The 15,295-nt window shown below is 69.7% G+C and carries 14 protein-coding genes and 1 tRNA gene; 11 read left to right on the top strand and 4 right to left on the bottom strand.

Annotation, left to right across the window (positions count from 1 at the left end):
• The first annotated feature begins 118 nt into the window (after window positions 1–118).
• A tRNA-Arg gene (locus R6U01_RS07555) sits at window positions 119–191 on the top strand.
• Window positions 192–379: 188 nt separating this feature from the next.
• Here the strand turns inward: R6U01_RS07555 and R6U01_RS07550 are convergent.
• Window positions 380–1,084 (bottom strand): DUF1405 domain-containing protein, encoded by a 705-nt coding sequence (locus tag R6U01_RS07550; RefSeq protein ID WP_410285851.1) that lies wholly within the window; start codon window positions 1,082–1,084, stop codon window positions 380–382.
• Window positions 1,085–1,191: 107 nt separating this feature from the next.
• On the opposite strand from R6U01_RS07550, the gene R6U01_RS07545 reads away from it, so the two are divergent.
• Genes R6U01_RS07545 through R6U01_RS07515 form a run of 7 tightly spaced genes read left to right on the top strand, consistent with a single transcriptional unit; the run spans window position 1,192 to window position 10,319 of the window.
• A complete protein-coding gene (locus R6U01_RS07545; protein WP_410285850.1) occupies window positions 1,192–4,791 on the top strand; it encodes an ATPase, T2SS/T4P/T4SS family in 3,600 nt (1,199 codons plus the stop codon).
• A gap of 27 nt (window positions 4,792–4,818) precedes the next feature.
• Window positions 4,819–6,870: a type II secretion system F family protein gene (locus R6U01_RS07540; RefSeq protein ID WP_410285849.1), complete on the top strand. Its 2,052-nt coding sequence runs from the start codon at window positions 4,819–4,821 to the stop codon at window positions 6,868–6,870.
• Window positions 6,860–7,417 (top strand): hypothetical protein, encoded by a 558-nt coding sequence (locus tag R6U01_RS07535; protein ID WP_410285848.1) that lies wholly within the window; start codon window positions 6,860–6,862, stop codon window positions 7,415–7,417. The genes R6U01_RS07540 and R6U01_RS07535 overlap by 11 nt, the downstream gene beginning before the upstream one ends.
• On the top strand, window positions 7,414–8,025 hold the full coding sequence (locus R6U01_RS07530; protein WP_410285847.1) for a hypothetical protein: 612 nt from the start codon (window positions 7,414–7,416) through the stop codon (window positions 8,023–8,025). The genes R6U01_RS07535 and R6U01_RS07530 overlap by 4 nt, the downstream gene beginning before the upstream one ends.
• Window positions 8,013–9,017 carry a hypothetical protein gene (locus tag R6U01_RS07525; RefSeq protein WP_410285846.1) on the top strand — a complete coding sequence of 335 codons (1,005 nt, stop codon included), beginning with the start codon at window positions 8,013–8,015 and terminating at the stop codon, window positions 9,015–9,017. The genes R6U01_RS07530 and R6U01_RS07525 overlap by 13 nt, the downstream gene beginning before the upstream one ends.
• Complete coding sequence (locus R6U01_RS07520; RefSeq protein ID WP_410285845.1) at window positions 9,010–9,504, top strand: hypothetical protein; 495 nt, start codon at window positions 9,010–9,012, stop codon at window positions 9,502–9,504. The genes R6U01_RS07525 and R6U01_RS07520 overlap by 8 nt, the downstream gene beginning before the upstream one ends.
• The gene (locus tag R6U01_RS07515) at window positions 9,501–10,319 is read left to right on the top strand and encodes a hypothetical protein (RefSeq protein ID WP_410285844.1); all 819 of its coding nucleotides are present in this window, start codon (window positions 9,501–9,503) and stop codon (window positions 10,317–10,319) included. Before R6U01_RS07520 ends, R6U01_RS07515 begins: the two co-directional genes overlap by 4 nt.
• Window positions 10,320–10,362: 43 nt before the next feature.
• Here R6U01_RS07515 and R6U01_RS07510 read toward each other — a convergent pair whose 3' ends face one another.
• Complete coding sequence (locus R6U01_RS07510; RefSeq protein ID WP_410285843.1) at window positions 10,363–12,171, bottom strand: hypothetical protein; 1,809 nt, start codon at window positions 12,169–12,171, stop codon at window positions 10,363–10,365.
• 158 nt (window positions 12,172–12,329) lie between these two features.
• On the opposite strand from R6U01_RS07510, the gene R6U01_RS07505 reads away from it, so the two are divergent.
• From R6U01_RS07505 to R6U01_RS07495, 3 genes are all read left to right on the top strand, one after another.
• On the top strand, window positions 12,330–13,142 hold the full coding sequence (locus R6U01_RS07505) for an alanyl-tRNA editing protein (RefSeq protein ID WP_410285842.1): 813 nt from the start codon (window positions 12,330–12,332) through the stop codon (window positions 13,140–13,142).
• Between the two features lie 69 nt (window positions 13,143–13,211).
• Complete coding sequence (locus R6U01_RS07500) at window positions 13,212–13,538, top strand: transcription factor S (protein ID WP_410285841.1); 327 nt, start codon at window positions 13,212–13,214, stop codon at window positions 13,536–13,538.
• Between the two features lie 97 nt (window positions 13,539–13,635).
• Window positions 13,636–14,226, top strand: a complete 591-nt coding sequence (locus R6U01_RS07495) for a hypothetical protein (RefSeq protein WP_410285840.1) — start codon at window positions 13,636–13,638, stop codon at window positions 14,224–14,226.
• Window positions 14,227–14,263: 37 nt separating this feature from the next.
• Here the strand turns inward: R6U01_RS07495 and R6U01_RS07490 are convergent, their stop codons facing one another.
• Window positions 14,264–14,833: a hypothetical protein gene (locus tag R6U01_RS07490; RefSeq protein ID WP_410285839.1), complete on the bottom strand. Its 570-nt coding sequence runs from the start codon at window positions 14,831–14,833 to the stop codon at window positions 14,264–14,266.
• A gap of 76 nt (window positions 14,834–14,909) precedes the next feature.
• On the bottom strand, window positions 14,910–15,281 hold the full coding sequence (locus tag R6U01_RS07485) for a methylglyoxal synthase (protein WP_410285838.1): 372 nt from the start codon (window positions 15,279–15,281) through the stop codon (window positions 14,910–14,912).
• Window positions 15,282–15,295: the final 14 nt, after the last annotated feature.

The following is a 15,295-nucleotide window of genomic DNA, read 5'->3' as shown; positions in this document are numbered from 1 at the left end:
ACTCGACGCTCGACGACGACGAGGAACTCGAGGACCTCGAGACCGAGAAAGAGACGAGCGCGTAGACGGCTCCGCGACGCCGACCGATCTCCGCCGCGACGTTTTCTCCGACCGCCGTGGGCACGTGGCCTAGCGGACAGGGCGAGAGGTTCCTAACCTCTCGATCGCGGGTTCGAATCCCGCCGTGCCCGCTACCTGCGAACGAAGTGAGCAGTAGCGGCACATGCGGGATTCGAAGCAGGGAACGGAGCGAGCGTAGCGAGCGAAGTGAGTGAGGTTCGAATCCCGCCGTGCCCGTTCCGTCGCTTCGCTCAGTCACGGGCACGGCCGACCCTCGCTCGCTCACCTGCGTTCGCTCGCGAGGATCCCGCCGTGCTTTTTAATTAGTCCCGCCAAGCCGCGGAAACGACCGCCACGCGAGCCACACCGAGAACGCGGCGATCGCGAGCGTCGCGCCGGCCAGGGGCGGTCCGGGGTCGTACAACAGGGGCGGGTGGTAGCCGAGGCCGTAATCGAGGACGACGTTGCCGACCGCGAGCGCGAGGGCGACGGCGAGCGCCCCGCGCGTCGTCCGCCCGAACGCGGGGAAAAGCAGCGCGAGCCCGACGAAACAGAGGTGCGTGCCGAGCACGCCCCAGTAGTAGATCCAGGCGTCGGGAGCCGCGACGTACTGCGAGAACGCGAGGTTCAGCGAGACCAGCGGCCAGAGGCCGAAGGTGATCAGCCAGACGAACGCGAGCGTCTGGAGGTATGCCAGCGCCCGGGAGGTCGGCGCGTCGGCGACCGCGCTCCCGCCGGCCCGAACCGTCGGCACGAGCGCCAGGAGGACGGCCCCGCCGAGCGCGACAGCGACCGCCGAGTCCGCGTACAGCGGCCACAGCGGGACCGGCACGTCCCCGGCGGTCGGCGCGTAGTAGCCGACGCCGACCGCGAACATGAACGCGACGAACGCGAGCAAGACGCCGAGGCTCCGCGGAGTGCCGAGCAGCTCCTCGGCGATCGCCGCGCGGACCCGACGGCGGACGGACGGTCGCCTGAGGCGGCCGAGAGAGCGAAGGACCGAGCCGTCGTCCGGTTCTGTCACGCCGGCACTTCGGTCGCGGGGGATAAAAACCGCCCTCTCACTCGGTAATTATCAGAGTCGGGGTTTTGCGAGACACCTTTTTTAACGGCGGTAATGTTGACGGAGTCATGGCAACCGAGGACGCCGAGCGTTCGCCCCAGTCGTCCGACGAGGCGGCCGGAGTGCGGTCGGCGTCCGACGCGTCCGTCGTTCCCGTCGCGAGGGGTCGATACTCGTGGCGGGCGTTCCTGACCGACCGCGGCCGCCGCGACGCCGCGACGGAGTTGTACGCGGACGTGGGCGACGAGCCGGCGGTCCCGGCGAGCGCCGTCGCCGCGCACGCCGAGGACGAGGCCGCCCGCGTGATTCGCGCGTCCGGCGTCGACGAGCCGTTCGTGGCCGACGGCGACACGCCGGTCTCCGGGCACGGGACGCCCGAGGCGGGGACGCTCGTGGCCGGCGACGGCCACGTCGTGCTCGACGGCGACGCCGTCGTCCCCGACGGCACGTCGACGGCGGCGGCGGTCTCCGACGCGTTCAACGTCGAGCCCGAGCCGGGCCCGAGAGACGCGGAGAACGAGTCGGGGACCGAGGAGGAATCGGCGGCAGCGAGCGACGAGCCGGGTGCGGACGACTCGGCGGACGCCGATGAGGTGGACACGGACGACGCGGAGACGGACGACGAGGAATCGGACGCCGAGGGGCCCGGGGACGACGCCGACGGCGATACTGAGGAGACGGAGGCCCGCCGCGACGTGGAAGACGCGCTCGTCGTCGGCAGGGGGGGCGTGCCCGGTACGGTCGCCGTCGCCGCCGCGGACGTCGAGACGGTCCCGAGGCGCGCGCCGACCGCCGAGGAGTGGGCGCGCGTCGACGTCGACCCGAGCGAGTTCCTCGGGTTCGATCCCTCGGAGACGGGGTATCGCGTCGGAGCGGCCGCGGCCGTCGGCGACGTCATCTGGGACCTGTGTTCGGCCCGGTACGACCTCTACGAGGTGCCGGTGCTCAAGGGGTACTACACGTGGGACGACTACCGCGACGAGTTCTTCCTCGACGAGCAGGGGAACCCGCCGACCGACGAGGAGGGCGAGCCCCTGGCGTTCACCTCCGAGGACAAGACGGCGGCGCTGGGGTTCGACCCGGACCGGACAGAGGAGCTGCTGGACGCGGGCGGGACCGCCGCCACCGACCTCGCAGACCTCGTCGACGAGCGCACGGTGGACGTCAACCCCGAGGTCGACGAGGACGAGTTCTTCTCGACGGCCGCGGGCGACACCACCCTCGCGAACCGATACGACCTGGAGAAGGCGGTGCCGATGCCGAAGAAGACCCACTTCCGCGAGATAGAGCGGTACTGGGTGAACAAGCCGTACGCGTTCGTGATCGTGTTCCGGTCGACGAAGGAGAACGAGGTGAAGTACTACGCGGTCCAGCCGTACCGGACCGCGATCGAGACGGACCTCGTCGAGTTCATGACGGGGAAGCTCAGGACGTCGATCAAGTACGCCGACGAGGCGATAGCGGGCGGCGACGAGGCGTTCCGCAAGGACGTGATCGTCGACGAGGCGCTCACCCTCCTCGACCGGTACGACCTCTACGAGCGCGAGGACGACGACCGCGGGGTCATCGACGACCTCGTCGACGACGTGGTCGATCGGTTCGGGTTCGACGTCACGGAGGGGATCGCGGCTCGAATCACGGAGTCGCTCGGCTACGAGCCCCCCGCGGAGTCGGACTCCGAGTCGACGCCGACGAAGATACTCGCGCGACCCGAGCCGGCTTTGCTGGCCGAGGACCCGGAGACGCTGTCGACCCATCAGGTCGAGAAGCTGCTGTACTACCTCAAGCGCGACTTCATCGGCTACGAGCGGATCGACCCGATCAAGTACGACATCAACGTCGAGGACATCTCCTGTGACGGATACAACTCGCCCGTCTTCGTCTACCACTCCGACTACGAGCAGATCATCACCAACGTCTACCACGAGACCGACGAGCTCGACGACTTCGTCGTGAAGCTCGCGCAGCGCTCCGGCAAGGGGATCTCCAAGCGCCGGCCGCAGGTGGACGCCACCCTCCCCGACGGTTCCCGGGCCCAGCTCACGCTCGGCCGGGAGGTGTCCGACCACGGGACGAACTACACGATCCGCCAGTTCAACGACGTCCCGTTCACCCCGATCGACCTGATCAACTGGAAGACGTTCTCGCTCGACGAGATGGCGTTCCTCTGGCTCTCCATCGAGAACCACAAGAGCCTGATCTTCGCGGGCGGCACCGCCTCCGGGAAGACGACGAGCCTGAACGCGGTCTCCCTCTTTATCCCCTCGAACGCGAAGATCGTCTCCATCGAGGACACCCGCGAGGTCGAGCTTCCCCAGCGCAACTGGATCGCCTCCGTCACCCGGCCCTCCTTCTCCGACGACGACAAGGGCGACATCGACGAGTTCGATCTGCTGGAGGCCGCGCTCCGTCAGCGTCCCGACTACATCGTGATGGGCGAGATCCGCGGCGAGGAGGGTCGGACCGCCTTCCAGGTGATGTCGACGGGCCACACCACGTACACGACGTTCCACGCCGACACGGTCGGCGAGGTGCTCAAGCGGTTCACCACGGAGCCGATCAACGTCTCGAAGACGATGTTCACGGCCCTCGATCTGGTCTCCGTCCAGACCTCGACCCGGGTGCAGGGCAAGAAGGTGCGCCGGAACAAGTCGCTGACGGAGATCAACCACTACGACGCGGAGAACGACGAGATCAACGTCCAAGACGTGTTCCAGTGGCAGGCGGAGACGGACGAGTTCCTCCAGATGGGCGACTCGAACACGCTCGAGGACATCATGTTCGACCGCGGGTGGAGCCGCGAGACGCTGAACGAGGAGCTTCGGGAGCGTCGGGTCGTGCTGGCGTACCTCATCGACCGCGGACTCAACAGCTACGCGCAGGTGGCCGCCACGTTCCAGGCGTTCATCAACGACCCCGAAACGGTGCTCGCGCTGATGGCCAACGAACAGCTGGAGCGCTCGCTGGAGGACCTCCGGGAGATGGAGTCGGTGCTCATCAACGTCGACCGCGACAAGGAGGAGATGGTCCCCCGACCCGAGCCGGACGAGGCGGGCCGCGAGGAGGTCGAGCGGATCCTCGCCGACGCCGACGACCTGTTCGCGGAGTACCGCGGTCGGATGCCCGAGTCCGTCGCCGACGCGCTGCTCGAGGTGGCACCCGCCCCGGACGTCGAGGCGTCGCCCGACGCCCCGCACGAGACGCTCGCGGAGACGGCCTGCGAGGCGGCGGCGAACGACTCGGCGACGAACGGGTCGTCGGGCGAGAGCGACCCGGCGACGAACGGGCCGTCCGAGGTGAACGGCTCGCCGGTCCCGACGATCGACGACACGCGGGCCGAAGCCGACGGCGACATCGACGCTGATGCCGGTGTCGACACTGACACCGGTGTCGACGCCGACGCCGATGTCGACGGCGAGGACGAGGGACCGATCGACTTCGACGAGCCGTTCGACGGGGGTGTCGACGTGTTGGAGCCGGCCGTCGAGCGGGGCGAGACGAGCGATGTCACTCACGACGAGGCAGACGAGAGCGCCTCTGAAGGGGGAGACGAGAGCGCGTCCGAAGAGAGGGACGAGAGCGACTCCGAGGAGTCGGACGGGGGAGAGAGCGAGGACGACATCGGCGACTGGGGGTTCGGCACGGTCGAGTCCCCGGAGGAGGGGTAGCGCCGTGTCCCCGAGGAGGCGGTTCGCGTGAGTCTGGACACCGGGGTCGGTGGCGGGTCTGCCGACGCCGACGTCCTCGCGGAGCTGTTCTACCCCGTCTTCGAGCTCCTGTTCGACGCCGACGGCGACTTCGTCGGGGACATCGAGCGAAAGCTCGCGGAGGCGCGGATGCCGGACCAGGTGGAGATGTACGTGTCGCGGGCGCTCGGCGCCGGGCTGCTCGTCGGTGGACTCCTCTGGGCGCTCGGGACGCTGATCGGGTACGGCGTGTTCTCGCTCGGACTGATCGACCCGAACGCGCTCTCCCTCGGCATGCCGGCGCCCACGCCGGCGATCCAGGAGCTGCTGCGGTCGCTGGTCGTGCCGGCGGCGGTGCTGATAAGCGGCCTCGTCTTCGGCTCGCTGGGGTTCGCGTCGGGGTTCGGCGGCGTCGTCGCGGTCCCCTACTCACGGGCGTCCTCGCGGAAGCGCGAGATCAACCTGCTGCTGGCGGACTCCGTCTCGTTCATGTACGCGCTCTCGGTCGGCGGGCTCAATCAGCTCGAGATCCTCCGCGCGATGGCGACGGCGGAGGACACCTACGGCGAGGTCTCCCGCGAGTTCCAGAGCATCGTCAACGAGACGGAGTACTTCGGGACCGACTACCGGAACGCGATCCGACAACAGTCGATGGAGACGCCGTCCGACGAGCTCTCGCAGTTCCTCGCCGACATGCTCTCTATCGTCAACTCCGGCGGCGACATGGAGAGCTTCCTGAAGGACAAAAAGGAGAAACACCTCCGCACGTCGAAACAGGAGCGCGAGATGACCTTGGAGACCCTGGAGCTGTTCGGCGAGATGTACATGACGCTCTCGCTTTTCCCACTGCTTCTCATCATCATCCTCGTCATCATGGGGATGATGGGAGAGTCGGACGACTTCCTACTGTACGCGACGGTGTACGTCCTGATCCCGCTGACGGGTGTCGGCTTCCTCGTGCTCGTCTCCACCGTCAAGCAGGACGAGCCCGGCGACGGCTACCTCCGCCCGGACGGAGGGAGCGAGCGGCTCAGACAGACGAGCCGGGAGGGGTTGCTCCACTTCGGACTGATCGAGGGGTTCGTCGGTCGATTTGGCGTCTTCGACCGGATCCGCGACCGGGAAGGGACGTACAAGACGAAACAGATCGTCTCGGCACCGCACGTGTTCCTGCGCGACAACCCGCTGTACACGCTGGCGCTGACCGTGCCGGCCGCGGTCGCCGTCGTCGCCGTCGCGGCGCTCACCGGCAACGCGCCGACGACCTTCGACGGGTGGGTCGACCGCCCCGTCTGGTCGGCGTTCGTCTGGATCTACCTCCCGGCGTACCTCGTGTTGATCCCGCTCGCGGCCTTCCACGAGTGGAGCCAGCAGTCGAAACGGGCGATCACGGGCAAGCTCTCCGAGAGCCTCCGGAAGCTCTCCTCGGCGAACGACACCGGCCAGACCCTGCTGGAGTCTGTTCGGACGGTCTCGGAGACCTCCACCGGCCAGCTCGCCGAGGAGTTCGAGGTGATCCACGCGAAGGTGAACTACGGGATGAGCCTCCGGGACGCCATGGTCGAGTTCAACAACACGTACGCGGTCCCGCGGCTCGCCCGGACGGTGAAGCTGATCTCGGAGGCCCAGGAGGCCTCCTCGCAGATCACGGACGTGTTGACGACGGCGGCCCAGGCCTCGGAGAACCAGGACGACATCGAGCGCGAGCGGCGGTCCCGGACCCGGATGCAGGTGGCGATCATCGTGATGACGTACGTCACGCTCCTCGGTGTGATGGCGATTCTCCAGACCCAGTTCATCGACGTGATGGGCGGGCTCTCGTCGCAGGCGGACGGCGGCGGGGCGGCGGCCGGGGGCGCGGGCGGCGGCGCCGGCTTCGGGGGCGGTGGCGGCGTCGACCCCGACGTGCTCTCGATGCTCTTCTTCCACGCGGTGACCCTGCAGGCGGCGCTCTCTGGCTTCATCAGCGGCTACATCCGCAACGCCGACATCATCTCCGGGGTCAAGTTCGCGGTGATCCTGATGACGCTCGCGCTGGGGGTGTGGATCTATGTCGGCTGACCGGCGAGCGGACGACCGCGCCCAGACACCGATCGACTTCGCCGTCGGCGCGAGCGTGTTCCTGTTGACGCTCGGGTTCGTGATCGCCTTCGTCCCGACGGTGTTCGACCCCTTCGCGGGCGCCGCGACCGCCTCGCCGGCCCTGAGTGACCGGGTCGCCGCGGGGCTCGTCGGCGACCTCCTCGTCGCGTCGCCGACCGAGCCCGCGGTGTTGTCCCCCGCGTGTACGGCCGCGTACTTCGAGGGCGACGGGGGGAACGCCACCCTCGCCGACGCGGCCGGCTGCCCGGCGGGAGTCACGAACGACACGGCCGCGGAGTTCGGGATCGACGACGACGTGCTCGTCGTCGTCCATCCCATGGACGAGGCCGACCCGGTCGACAACGCCTCGACCGTCTCGTTCGACACGGAGTCAGGCACGCGGGCGGTCGAACTGCGTCGGAGCACGAGCGATCCGGTCCGCGTGGACCGCGGCGGCGTCAGCGTCTCGCAGCGGCTCGTCTCGATCGACGGGACGCAGTACCGACTCACGGTGTGGGTGTGGTGACCGTGCGACCGACCGACGACCGCGCGCAGGCGCACACGCTGGAGGCGTTCGCGGCGGCGATCCTGATCGTCGCCGGGCTCACCTTCGCGCTGCAGGCGACCGCGGTGACCCCGCTGTCGGCCAGCACGTCGAACCAGCACTTGGAGAACCAGCAGCGGGCGGTCGCGAACGACCTCCTGGAGACGAGCGCGGCGAACGGCGATCTCGAGGCCGCCCTGCTCCGCTGGGATCCGGACAGGGAGACGTTCACCGACAGCCGGAGTCCGAGGTACTTCACCGGCGGCGGACCGCCGAACGGGTTCGGCGCGGCGCTGAACGAGAGCTTCGGCGACCGGCGGATCGCGTTCAACGTCCACATCAGACACGGGCCGGACAACGCGGCCGAGACGACGCTTGTGAGCATGGGTGCGCCGAGCGACAACGCCGTGACGGCGACGCGAACGGTCGTCGTGACCGACGACGCGAACCTGACCGCGCCGGGACACGAGAACACGACGCTGCGGGCGCTCTCGGACGGGACGGCCGACGGCGAGTTCTACGCGACCGACGCCGCTCCCGGCGCGGTCTACGACCGACTGGAGGTGCGCATCGTCGTATGGCAGCTGTGATCCCGGGGCCGTCCGACGGCGACCGCGACGGTCGGCGGTTCCGCGTCGACGCTCGGGACGACCGCCGGTTCCGCGACGCCGACCGCGGCCAGCTCCTCCTGGTCACGGGGCTCGTCGTGGCCGTCTCCCTGGTGGCGCTCGTGGTGCTTCTGAACGCGAGCATCTACAGCGAGAACGCCGCGACCCGCGGGATCGAGGCCGCCGACGGCGAGGCGCTGGAGGTCCGCGCCGCCGCGGTCGAGGAGACGGGGGCGCTGATCGACGGGACCAACCGGGACCGGCCCGCGAACCACTCCGAGGCCACGGCGGCGGTCGAGGACGGCATCGCCGATCTCGACGAGTACCTCGCCCGTGCGTACGCCGATCGAGGTGGGGTGACCCACGTGGCGGGCGACGCCTCGACGATGCGGAACGGGAGCTACGTGACGGGTAACCTCACCGCGAACGGCACCGGCGACGCGAACGCGACCCTCGCCGCCGACGTCAACCGGACGCGGGGCTTCGTCGTCGAAGTCAAACCGGACACGCTCGCGTCCACGAACGAAGCCGACGCGTCCGACGACGCGTTCTTCATCGAGTTCGGCAACGCGAGCAACGACACGCGCGAGGTGTACGTGTACGAGAGCGACGACAACGTCACCGTCGCCGTCGGGGAGAACGGAAGCGACCCGAGCGTCGTCTGCTCGACGCCGTCCGCCGACCGCGTCGGGGTCGACCTGACGGGCGACCGGACCGGCGACGAGCGCTGTCCGGGGCTCTGGGCGGCGAGCGCCGGGTCACTGAAGGGTCCCTACGACGTGTCCATGGAACGGACCGACGAGGCGAACGGCACAGTGACCGCGACCGCGCGTCCCGACTCGGGAGACGCCGTCGGCTCGGACCTGACGGCGACTCCGGCGGTGTACGACGCGCAGATCGAGTTCGGCTACCGGACCGCGGAGCTCCGGTTCGAGACCGCCGTCCGGGTCGCGCCGGGTGAGCCCGATGCGTGATCCCGCGGGCGCGGGTGACCGCCGCTTCCGCGGCGACGAACGCGCGGTGAGCGTCACCGTCGGGTACGTGCTGACGCTCGCGATCGGCGCGGTGCTGCTCTCCGGGATCGTCATCGGGATCGGGGGCGTGGTCGACTCGCAGACGGACCGCGTCGTCAGAGGCGACCTCGCCGTGGTCGGGCAGACCGCTGTCGCGAACCTCGAGAGCGCGGACCGGCTCGCTCGCGCGGCGGAGGTCGACCGCCCGAGCGACGCCGACTCGGCGAACGTCAGCGTCGCGGTCGACCTCCCGACCCGGATCGCCGGCCGGCCGTACCGGATCGCGGTCGATAACCGGAGCGTGACGCTACGGACCGACGATCCGGAGGCCGTCGCCGAGATCCCCCACGTCGCGACGGTGCCGGTCGAGTCCTCGCGGGTGCGAGGCGGTCCGATCCGGATCCGGTACGACGGCTCGACGGGTCGACTGGAGGTGACGGAGCGGTGAGCCTGCGGCGGGTCCGCACGGTCTCGGTCGGGGGCGTCTCCTCGCTCGCCGGCGACGACCGCGGCGTGAGCAACGTCGTCGGCTACGTCCTCGTGTTCTCGCTGATCACGGTGACGATCGGGGCGGTGTTCGCGGTCGGCATCACGGGCGTGGAGGACCGTCGGGAGGCCGAGCGGGTCGCCAACGTCGAGCGCGCGTTCGACGTGCTCGACGATAACCTGCGAGACGTCCAGCGGTACGGCGACCCCAACCGGGCGACGGAGGTCCGGCTGGCCGGCGGCGCCCTGTCGGTCTCCGAGGAGACCCGCTTCGTCCTCGCCGACACCAACGAGACCGGCGACGTCGAAACCGGCACGTTCGCCGAGTGGACGTCGAGGGCGGTCACGTACCGCGAGGGAGATACGACGATCGCCTACGAGGCCGGCGCGCTGGTCCGCGGCGACGGCGACGGCTCCGTGATGCTGTCCGAGCCGCGATTCGTCGCCGTCGACGGACGGACGACGGTGCCGATCGTCGCGCTGGTTCGCGGCGACGGCGACGAGCGAGTCGCCGGCGACGGGACCGTCCAGATCACCGCGGTGGCGGATTCGAACGACGACTCCGAGACGAGGCGCTTCGACGCCGCGAGCGGCGAGACGCTGTACCTCTGGGTGGAGACTGACCACCCCGACGCGTGGGCGCGCTACTTCGACCGCGTCGACGGATTCGAGGACGCGACGCCCGCCGACGCCGACGGCGTCGCCGTGGCGGAACTGACTCACGACGACCGAGTGTACGTGCGCGAGACGGTCCGGTTCGTCGAGCTGCGGCGCTGACGTCCGGCGAGTCCCGACCCCACGTCAGCGGCCGCGCGCCCGTTTAATCGTCCTCGACCGTCACCCGGTGGCGGGAGACGTGGAGGTGACTCACGACGGGGACGGACTCCCCCTCGAACGGCTGGAGGGTGGCGAGCGACTCGTCGTAGTGGAGGCTGAGGTCGGCGTCGTCGAACGCGAAGCTCCCGGAGGTGAACGAACCCTTGAACGTCATCTGGTCTTTCAGCTCCACGTCGCTCGTGGGTGCGTACATCACCCCCGCGACGTCGATTCCGTTCCCCTCGTCGCCCTCGAAGTAGATCTCGTCTCCGCTCGAGTACAGCCACAGGTTCTTCGTCACGTCGTCGTCGGCGACGATCCGCACCTGGTCTTCCACGTCGACGTTGCCGGTGTTGTACAGCTCGAATCGGGTGTCGTTGGTCGTCTCGATCGACGCCTCGTCTCGAATCCCGACGGCGCCGTCGACGAACAGCTCGTTGCGATTCCCGCCGTCCGCGCGAATCCTGGACCCGTCCTGCATGGCGAGGTCGCCCTCGAGGAGGACCGCGACGTTGTCGTCATCGGTGCCGTCGTCTTCGCCGACGAACTCGATCCTGCTGTCGGCTTCCCTCACGTCGAGTCCGCCGTCGACGTGGACGGTCGCTCCGTTCTCGATTCGGAGCGTGCTGCCGTTGGAGACGGTGATGCCGCCGGTCACGTAGGTATCTTTACTGATCGTTTCGACCGTCCCGTCGTCAAGCTCGAATCCGGTGACGGTGTTCGATTCGAGGTCCTCACCACGGATCCGATTCATCCGCTCGGTTATCGCCCCGGAGATTGGGTCCGCCCCCTCGAGCGAGTCGTCGGTCCGCCGCTCGCCGGTGACAGTCAGCTTGTCTTCCTGTCCGGGGGCGATGTTGTAGGACTCCGCGACGAGATCGCCGCGGATCTCGATCGACTCGGTGTTTCCGCCCCCGCCGGCGGTGAGTTTGAACTCGTTGGTCGTCTGGACAGTCGCGGACTCGTCCGGGTCCGAGGCGTCGTACGGCTCGTCGCGGGAGTCGTAGCTGTCTGCGTACATCGTGTCGATCCCTCCCATCTCGAGCTCGGACCGGCCGACCGCCGAGACGCCCGCGCTGAGCGTCGGATGAACGGTCTCGGTCCGGAGCGCGACCCGGACCTCCGTCTGGGACAGCTGGGTCACGTTCGCCCGCGTCCGGGTCTCGAAGAACCGCCCCCACGCCTCCGCGTACTCGCTCTCGACCGTGATCGTCACGTTCCCGCCGAGCAGCGGGTTCGACACGTTCTCGGACGGGAACAGCCCCTCCGGGTGGTCGGACGTGCCCGTCACGACGGCGGCGTCTCCGAGCCGCCCGTCGACGCCGTCGATCGTCACGAGGGGCAGCGTGAGGGTGTCGCCGCGGTAGTGGAACTCGGGCGGGGAGACCATCCACGAGCCGTCGCCGTTCGACCGCCAGACGCCGCCGCCCTGGTACGCCACCCGGTCGTCGCCCCGCTCGTAGACGATGGCCCCGAGCGTGACGTTCTTCGTCGTCGTTTCCAGGTCTCCGGCGTCGTTTTCGGCCTCCGCCTCGATGCGCATCACTCCCGCCTCGTCGTCGACGCGCACGTCGGCGTTCCGACCGGGGTCGAGGCGGACGCGCTGGCTCGTCGACCCGCTGTGCGCGACGAGGCTGGCCTTCGAGTCCACCTGCGTCATCGCCCCCTCGATCCGCTGGACGTCGGCCGACGACTGCACGTCGGCGAGCGTGGTTGACCCCAGCGCGACCGTCACGCCGACCGCCGTGATCGTGAGTCCCAGCAGGAGGACGACCCCGATCACCTCGCTCTGGGCGCGGTCGGGACGGTGCATACGGGCGCTACACCGGCGGCACGGATAAACGTCGACACCCGAGTATCGAATCTGAGATCGGTGCAGTCCGCGCCGCCGCGCTCGCCTCTCGGGCCACGTCGCGGCGAGCGTCGCCCCCGAGCGCACGACCTAAGCCGACGGGCCCGCTCCGTTGTCGTATGACAGAAGAGTTGTACCTCGCCGACGACACGGTGACCGCCTTCGAGGCGACCGTCGAGCGCGCGCTCGACGACCGCGTGGTCCTCGACCGGACGCACTTCTACCCGACGGGCGGCGGGCAGCCCCACGACACGGGCACGCTCCGCGTCGCCGCCGACGAAGAGTGCGAGGGAGCGAGCGCCGCATGGGAGGTCGTCGACGTCCGGAAGAAGGACACGATCTACCACACCCTCGCGCCGGCCGACGGGAGAGGCGATCCCGCACCGCCCGCTCCCGGTACCCCCGTCGTCGGCGAGATCGACTCGGCTCGTCGAGCCGCCCACTCGAAGTACCACACCGCCCAACACCTGCTCTCCGCGCTGCTTTTAAACGAATTCGACGCGCAGACGACGGGGAACCAGTTGCACGAGGACCACGCGCACCTCGACGCGGCGTACGACCGCTTCGACGACGCCGACCTCGACCGGATCGAGTCGCGACTCAACGAACTCGTCGCCGACGGGCGACCCGTGACGAGCTACGCGATGGACCGCGCCGAGGCCGAGGCGAGCCTCGACCCGGAGCGCACCCGCATTCACCTCCTTCCGGACTCGATCCGGGAGCTCCGAATCGTCGAAATCGGCGCGGCGGACGCGGACGAGGCGGGTCTGGGGCGCGACGTCGACCCCTACGACCGAACCGCCTGCGCCGGGACCCACGTCGGGAACACCGCCGAGATCGGCGAGGTCGTCGTCACCGGCCGGGAGACGAAGGGGGCAGACGAGGAGCGCGTCCGGTTCGCGCTCGCCGAGCACCTCGACGGCGACGAGTGAGGCGCTCGGGGGACGCTCCCGCTCGTCTGCGATCCCGCCGCTTATATACGATCCGCGGCTGGTTCCGCCATGAAGTTCTGCGACGAATGCGGCTCGATGATGATGTCCGGCGAGGGCGAGGACCACTGGGTGTGTAGCTCCGAGGACTGCGACAACGAGCTCGGCCGCGAGGACGACGACGACGAGTGGACCACCGAATCGCAGGTCGAGTCCGAGGTCATCGACGTGAGCGACGCGGAGGACAAGGGGCTCCCGCAGACGACCGCCCACTGCCCGGAGTGCGGCAACGACCGCGCGTACTGGTACATGCAGCAGATCCGCTCGGCCGACGAGTCCGAGACGCGCTTCTTCGTCTGCACCGAGTGCGAGCACAAGTGGCGCGAAGACGACCACTGACCCGGCCCGCGGCGGCCCCTCCCGGTCGCCCGTCTCTCCGCCCCTCCGCCGTCCCGCCCGCGACCGCTTTTAATTACCTCCCCGGTGAACGGCGACCATGGACCCGCCCGTCGTGCCCGCCGACCGCCTCGGCGGCTGGCGACGCGTCGCCGAGACGACGGACCGACCGTTCGTCGCCGGCCCCGTCTCGGTGACCGCGAGCACGGTGCGCTACGAGCGGTCGGACGCCCCGGGGCCGCGGCCGTTCTGCTTCGCGAGCCGTCTGCGGATCCGCCCGGAAACCGCGCCGAACGTCGCGCTCACGCGGCTGGTCGAACGCCGGGCGCGGGAGGGGTTCCGCGATCGGCTCGCCGAGCGCGACGTCGAGGCGGTCGAGCGGCGCGGCGACCGCGAGATCGCGATCGATGACCCGGACGCCTCGCGCGCGACGCTCTGGACGTTCCGCGGCGACTGCCGGACCGACGCGGCGGACGGGCGCGACGGCGAGGGAGCCGGCGCGGTCCCGGTCGAGGCGCTGCTCGCGGTCTGGGCGACCGACGAGTACTTCCTCGCCGGAGGCGCCTACCCGCTCGACGCCGGCGCCTACTCGGACGGTCGCGGTCCCGCGGACGCGCGGCGGGAGCTGTTGGGGATCGTCCGCGGGGTCCGGCCGCCGGCGCGCGGGGCGAACCGGGACGGAAATGAGTGAGGCGATGGCGAGTGGCGGACGCGACGGTCGCGGCGGCTCAACAGGCCGCGGCGCCCGCGCCCGACTCGATCGGGGAGCCGTCGTCGCGGTAGTCGGAGTCGCCGACCGCCCCGTCGAACATCGGGAGATCGAGTTCGTAGGCGTACAGCACGTCGAACGCCGCGAACGGGTCGACACCGTTCGCGATCGCCTCGCGCGCGGTGAGCCGGACTCCCGCGGCGAGCGTCACGATGGGGTCTCCGTCGAGCGCACCGGCCGCCTCCACCCCGAACTCGTTACCCGCGGCGGGGTCGGTCAGCACGGAGAGGTGGACGACCGCGTGGATCGTCGCTCCCGTCTCGCCGATCGAGATCGGGTACCCCTCGCCCGCGAAACACCGCGTCGGGGGCGTGGCGGCGGCCGCCGCTGCGGACGGTCCGTCGGGAGCGTCACCGGGGGCGGCGACGCCGTCTGGCTGCGTCTTCTCCGCGCCGTCCGGCTGCGTCTTCTCCGCTCCGTCCGGCTGCGTCGCTCCCTCGCCGACGGCCGCCCCGCTCGCGACGAGCGCCGAGACGAGGAGCAGCGCGGCGGCGAAGACCGCGAGCCTGACCGCCGAGGGACGGGTCATCGGCTCGGAGTACGGGGGGGCCCGGTAAAACGACGTGCCCTCGGCTATCCGATCTGATACTCCAACGGGGACGGCGTCACGGCGAGTCGAGGAGCCCCTCGACGAGCAGTTCGCCGGAGGCGACGTTGGTCGCCAGCGGGACGTCCTTCACGTCGCAGACGCGGAGCAGCGCCGAGATATCGGGTTCGTGCGCCTGCGCCGTGAGCGGATCGCGGAGGAAAACGACGCCGTCGATCGCGTCGTTGGCGATCATCGCGCCGATCTGGAGGTCACCGCCGTAGGGGCCCGACGCCTGCCGGTTCACGGCGAGGCCGGTCTCCTCGGTGATGCGCTTCCCGGTCGTCCCCGTCGTCACGAGTTCGCAGTCGTCGAGGGCCGCGGCGTGTTTGGTGACGAACTCCACCATCTCGTCTTTCAGCTGGTCGTGGGCGATGAGCGCGAGTCGCATGGACCGAAGTTACC

This window comes from Halorubrum sp., from assembly GCF_046498025.1.
GTDB lineage: Archaea > Halobacteriota > Halobacteria > Halobacteriales > Haloferacaceae > Halorubrum.
This window is presented reverse-complemented; position numbering and strand designations above follow the sequence as displayed.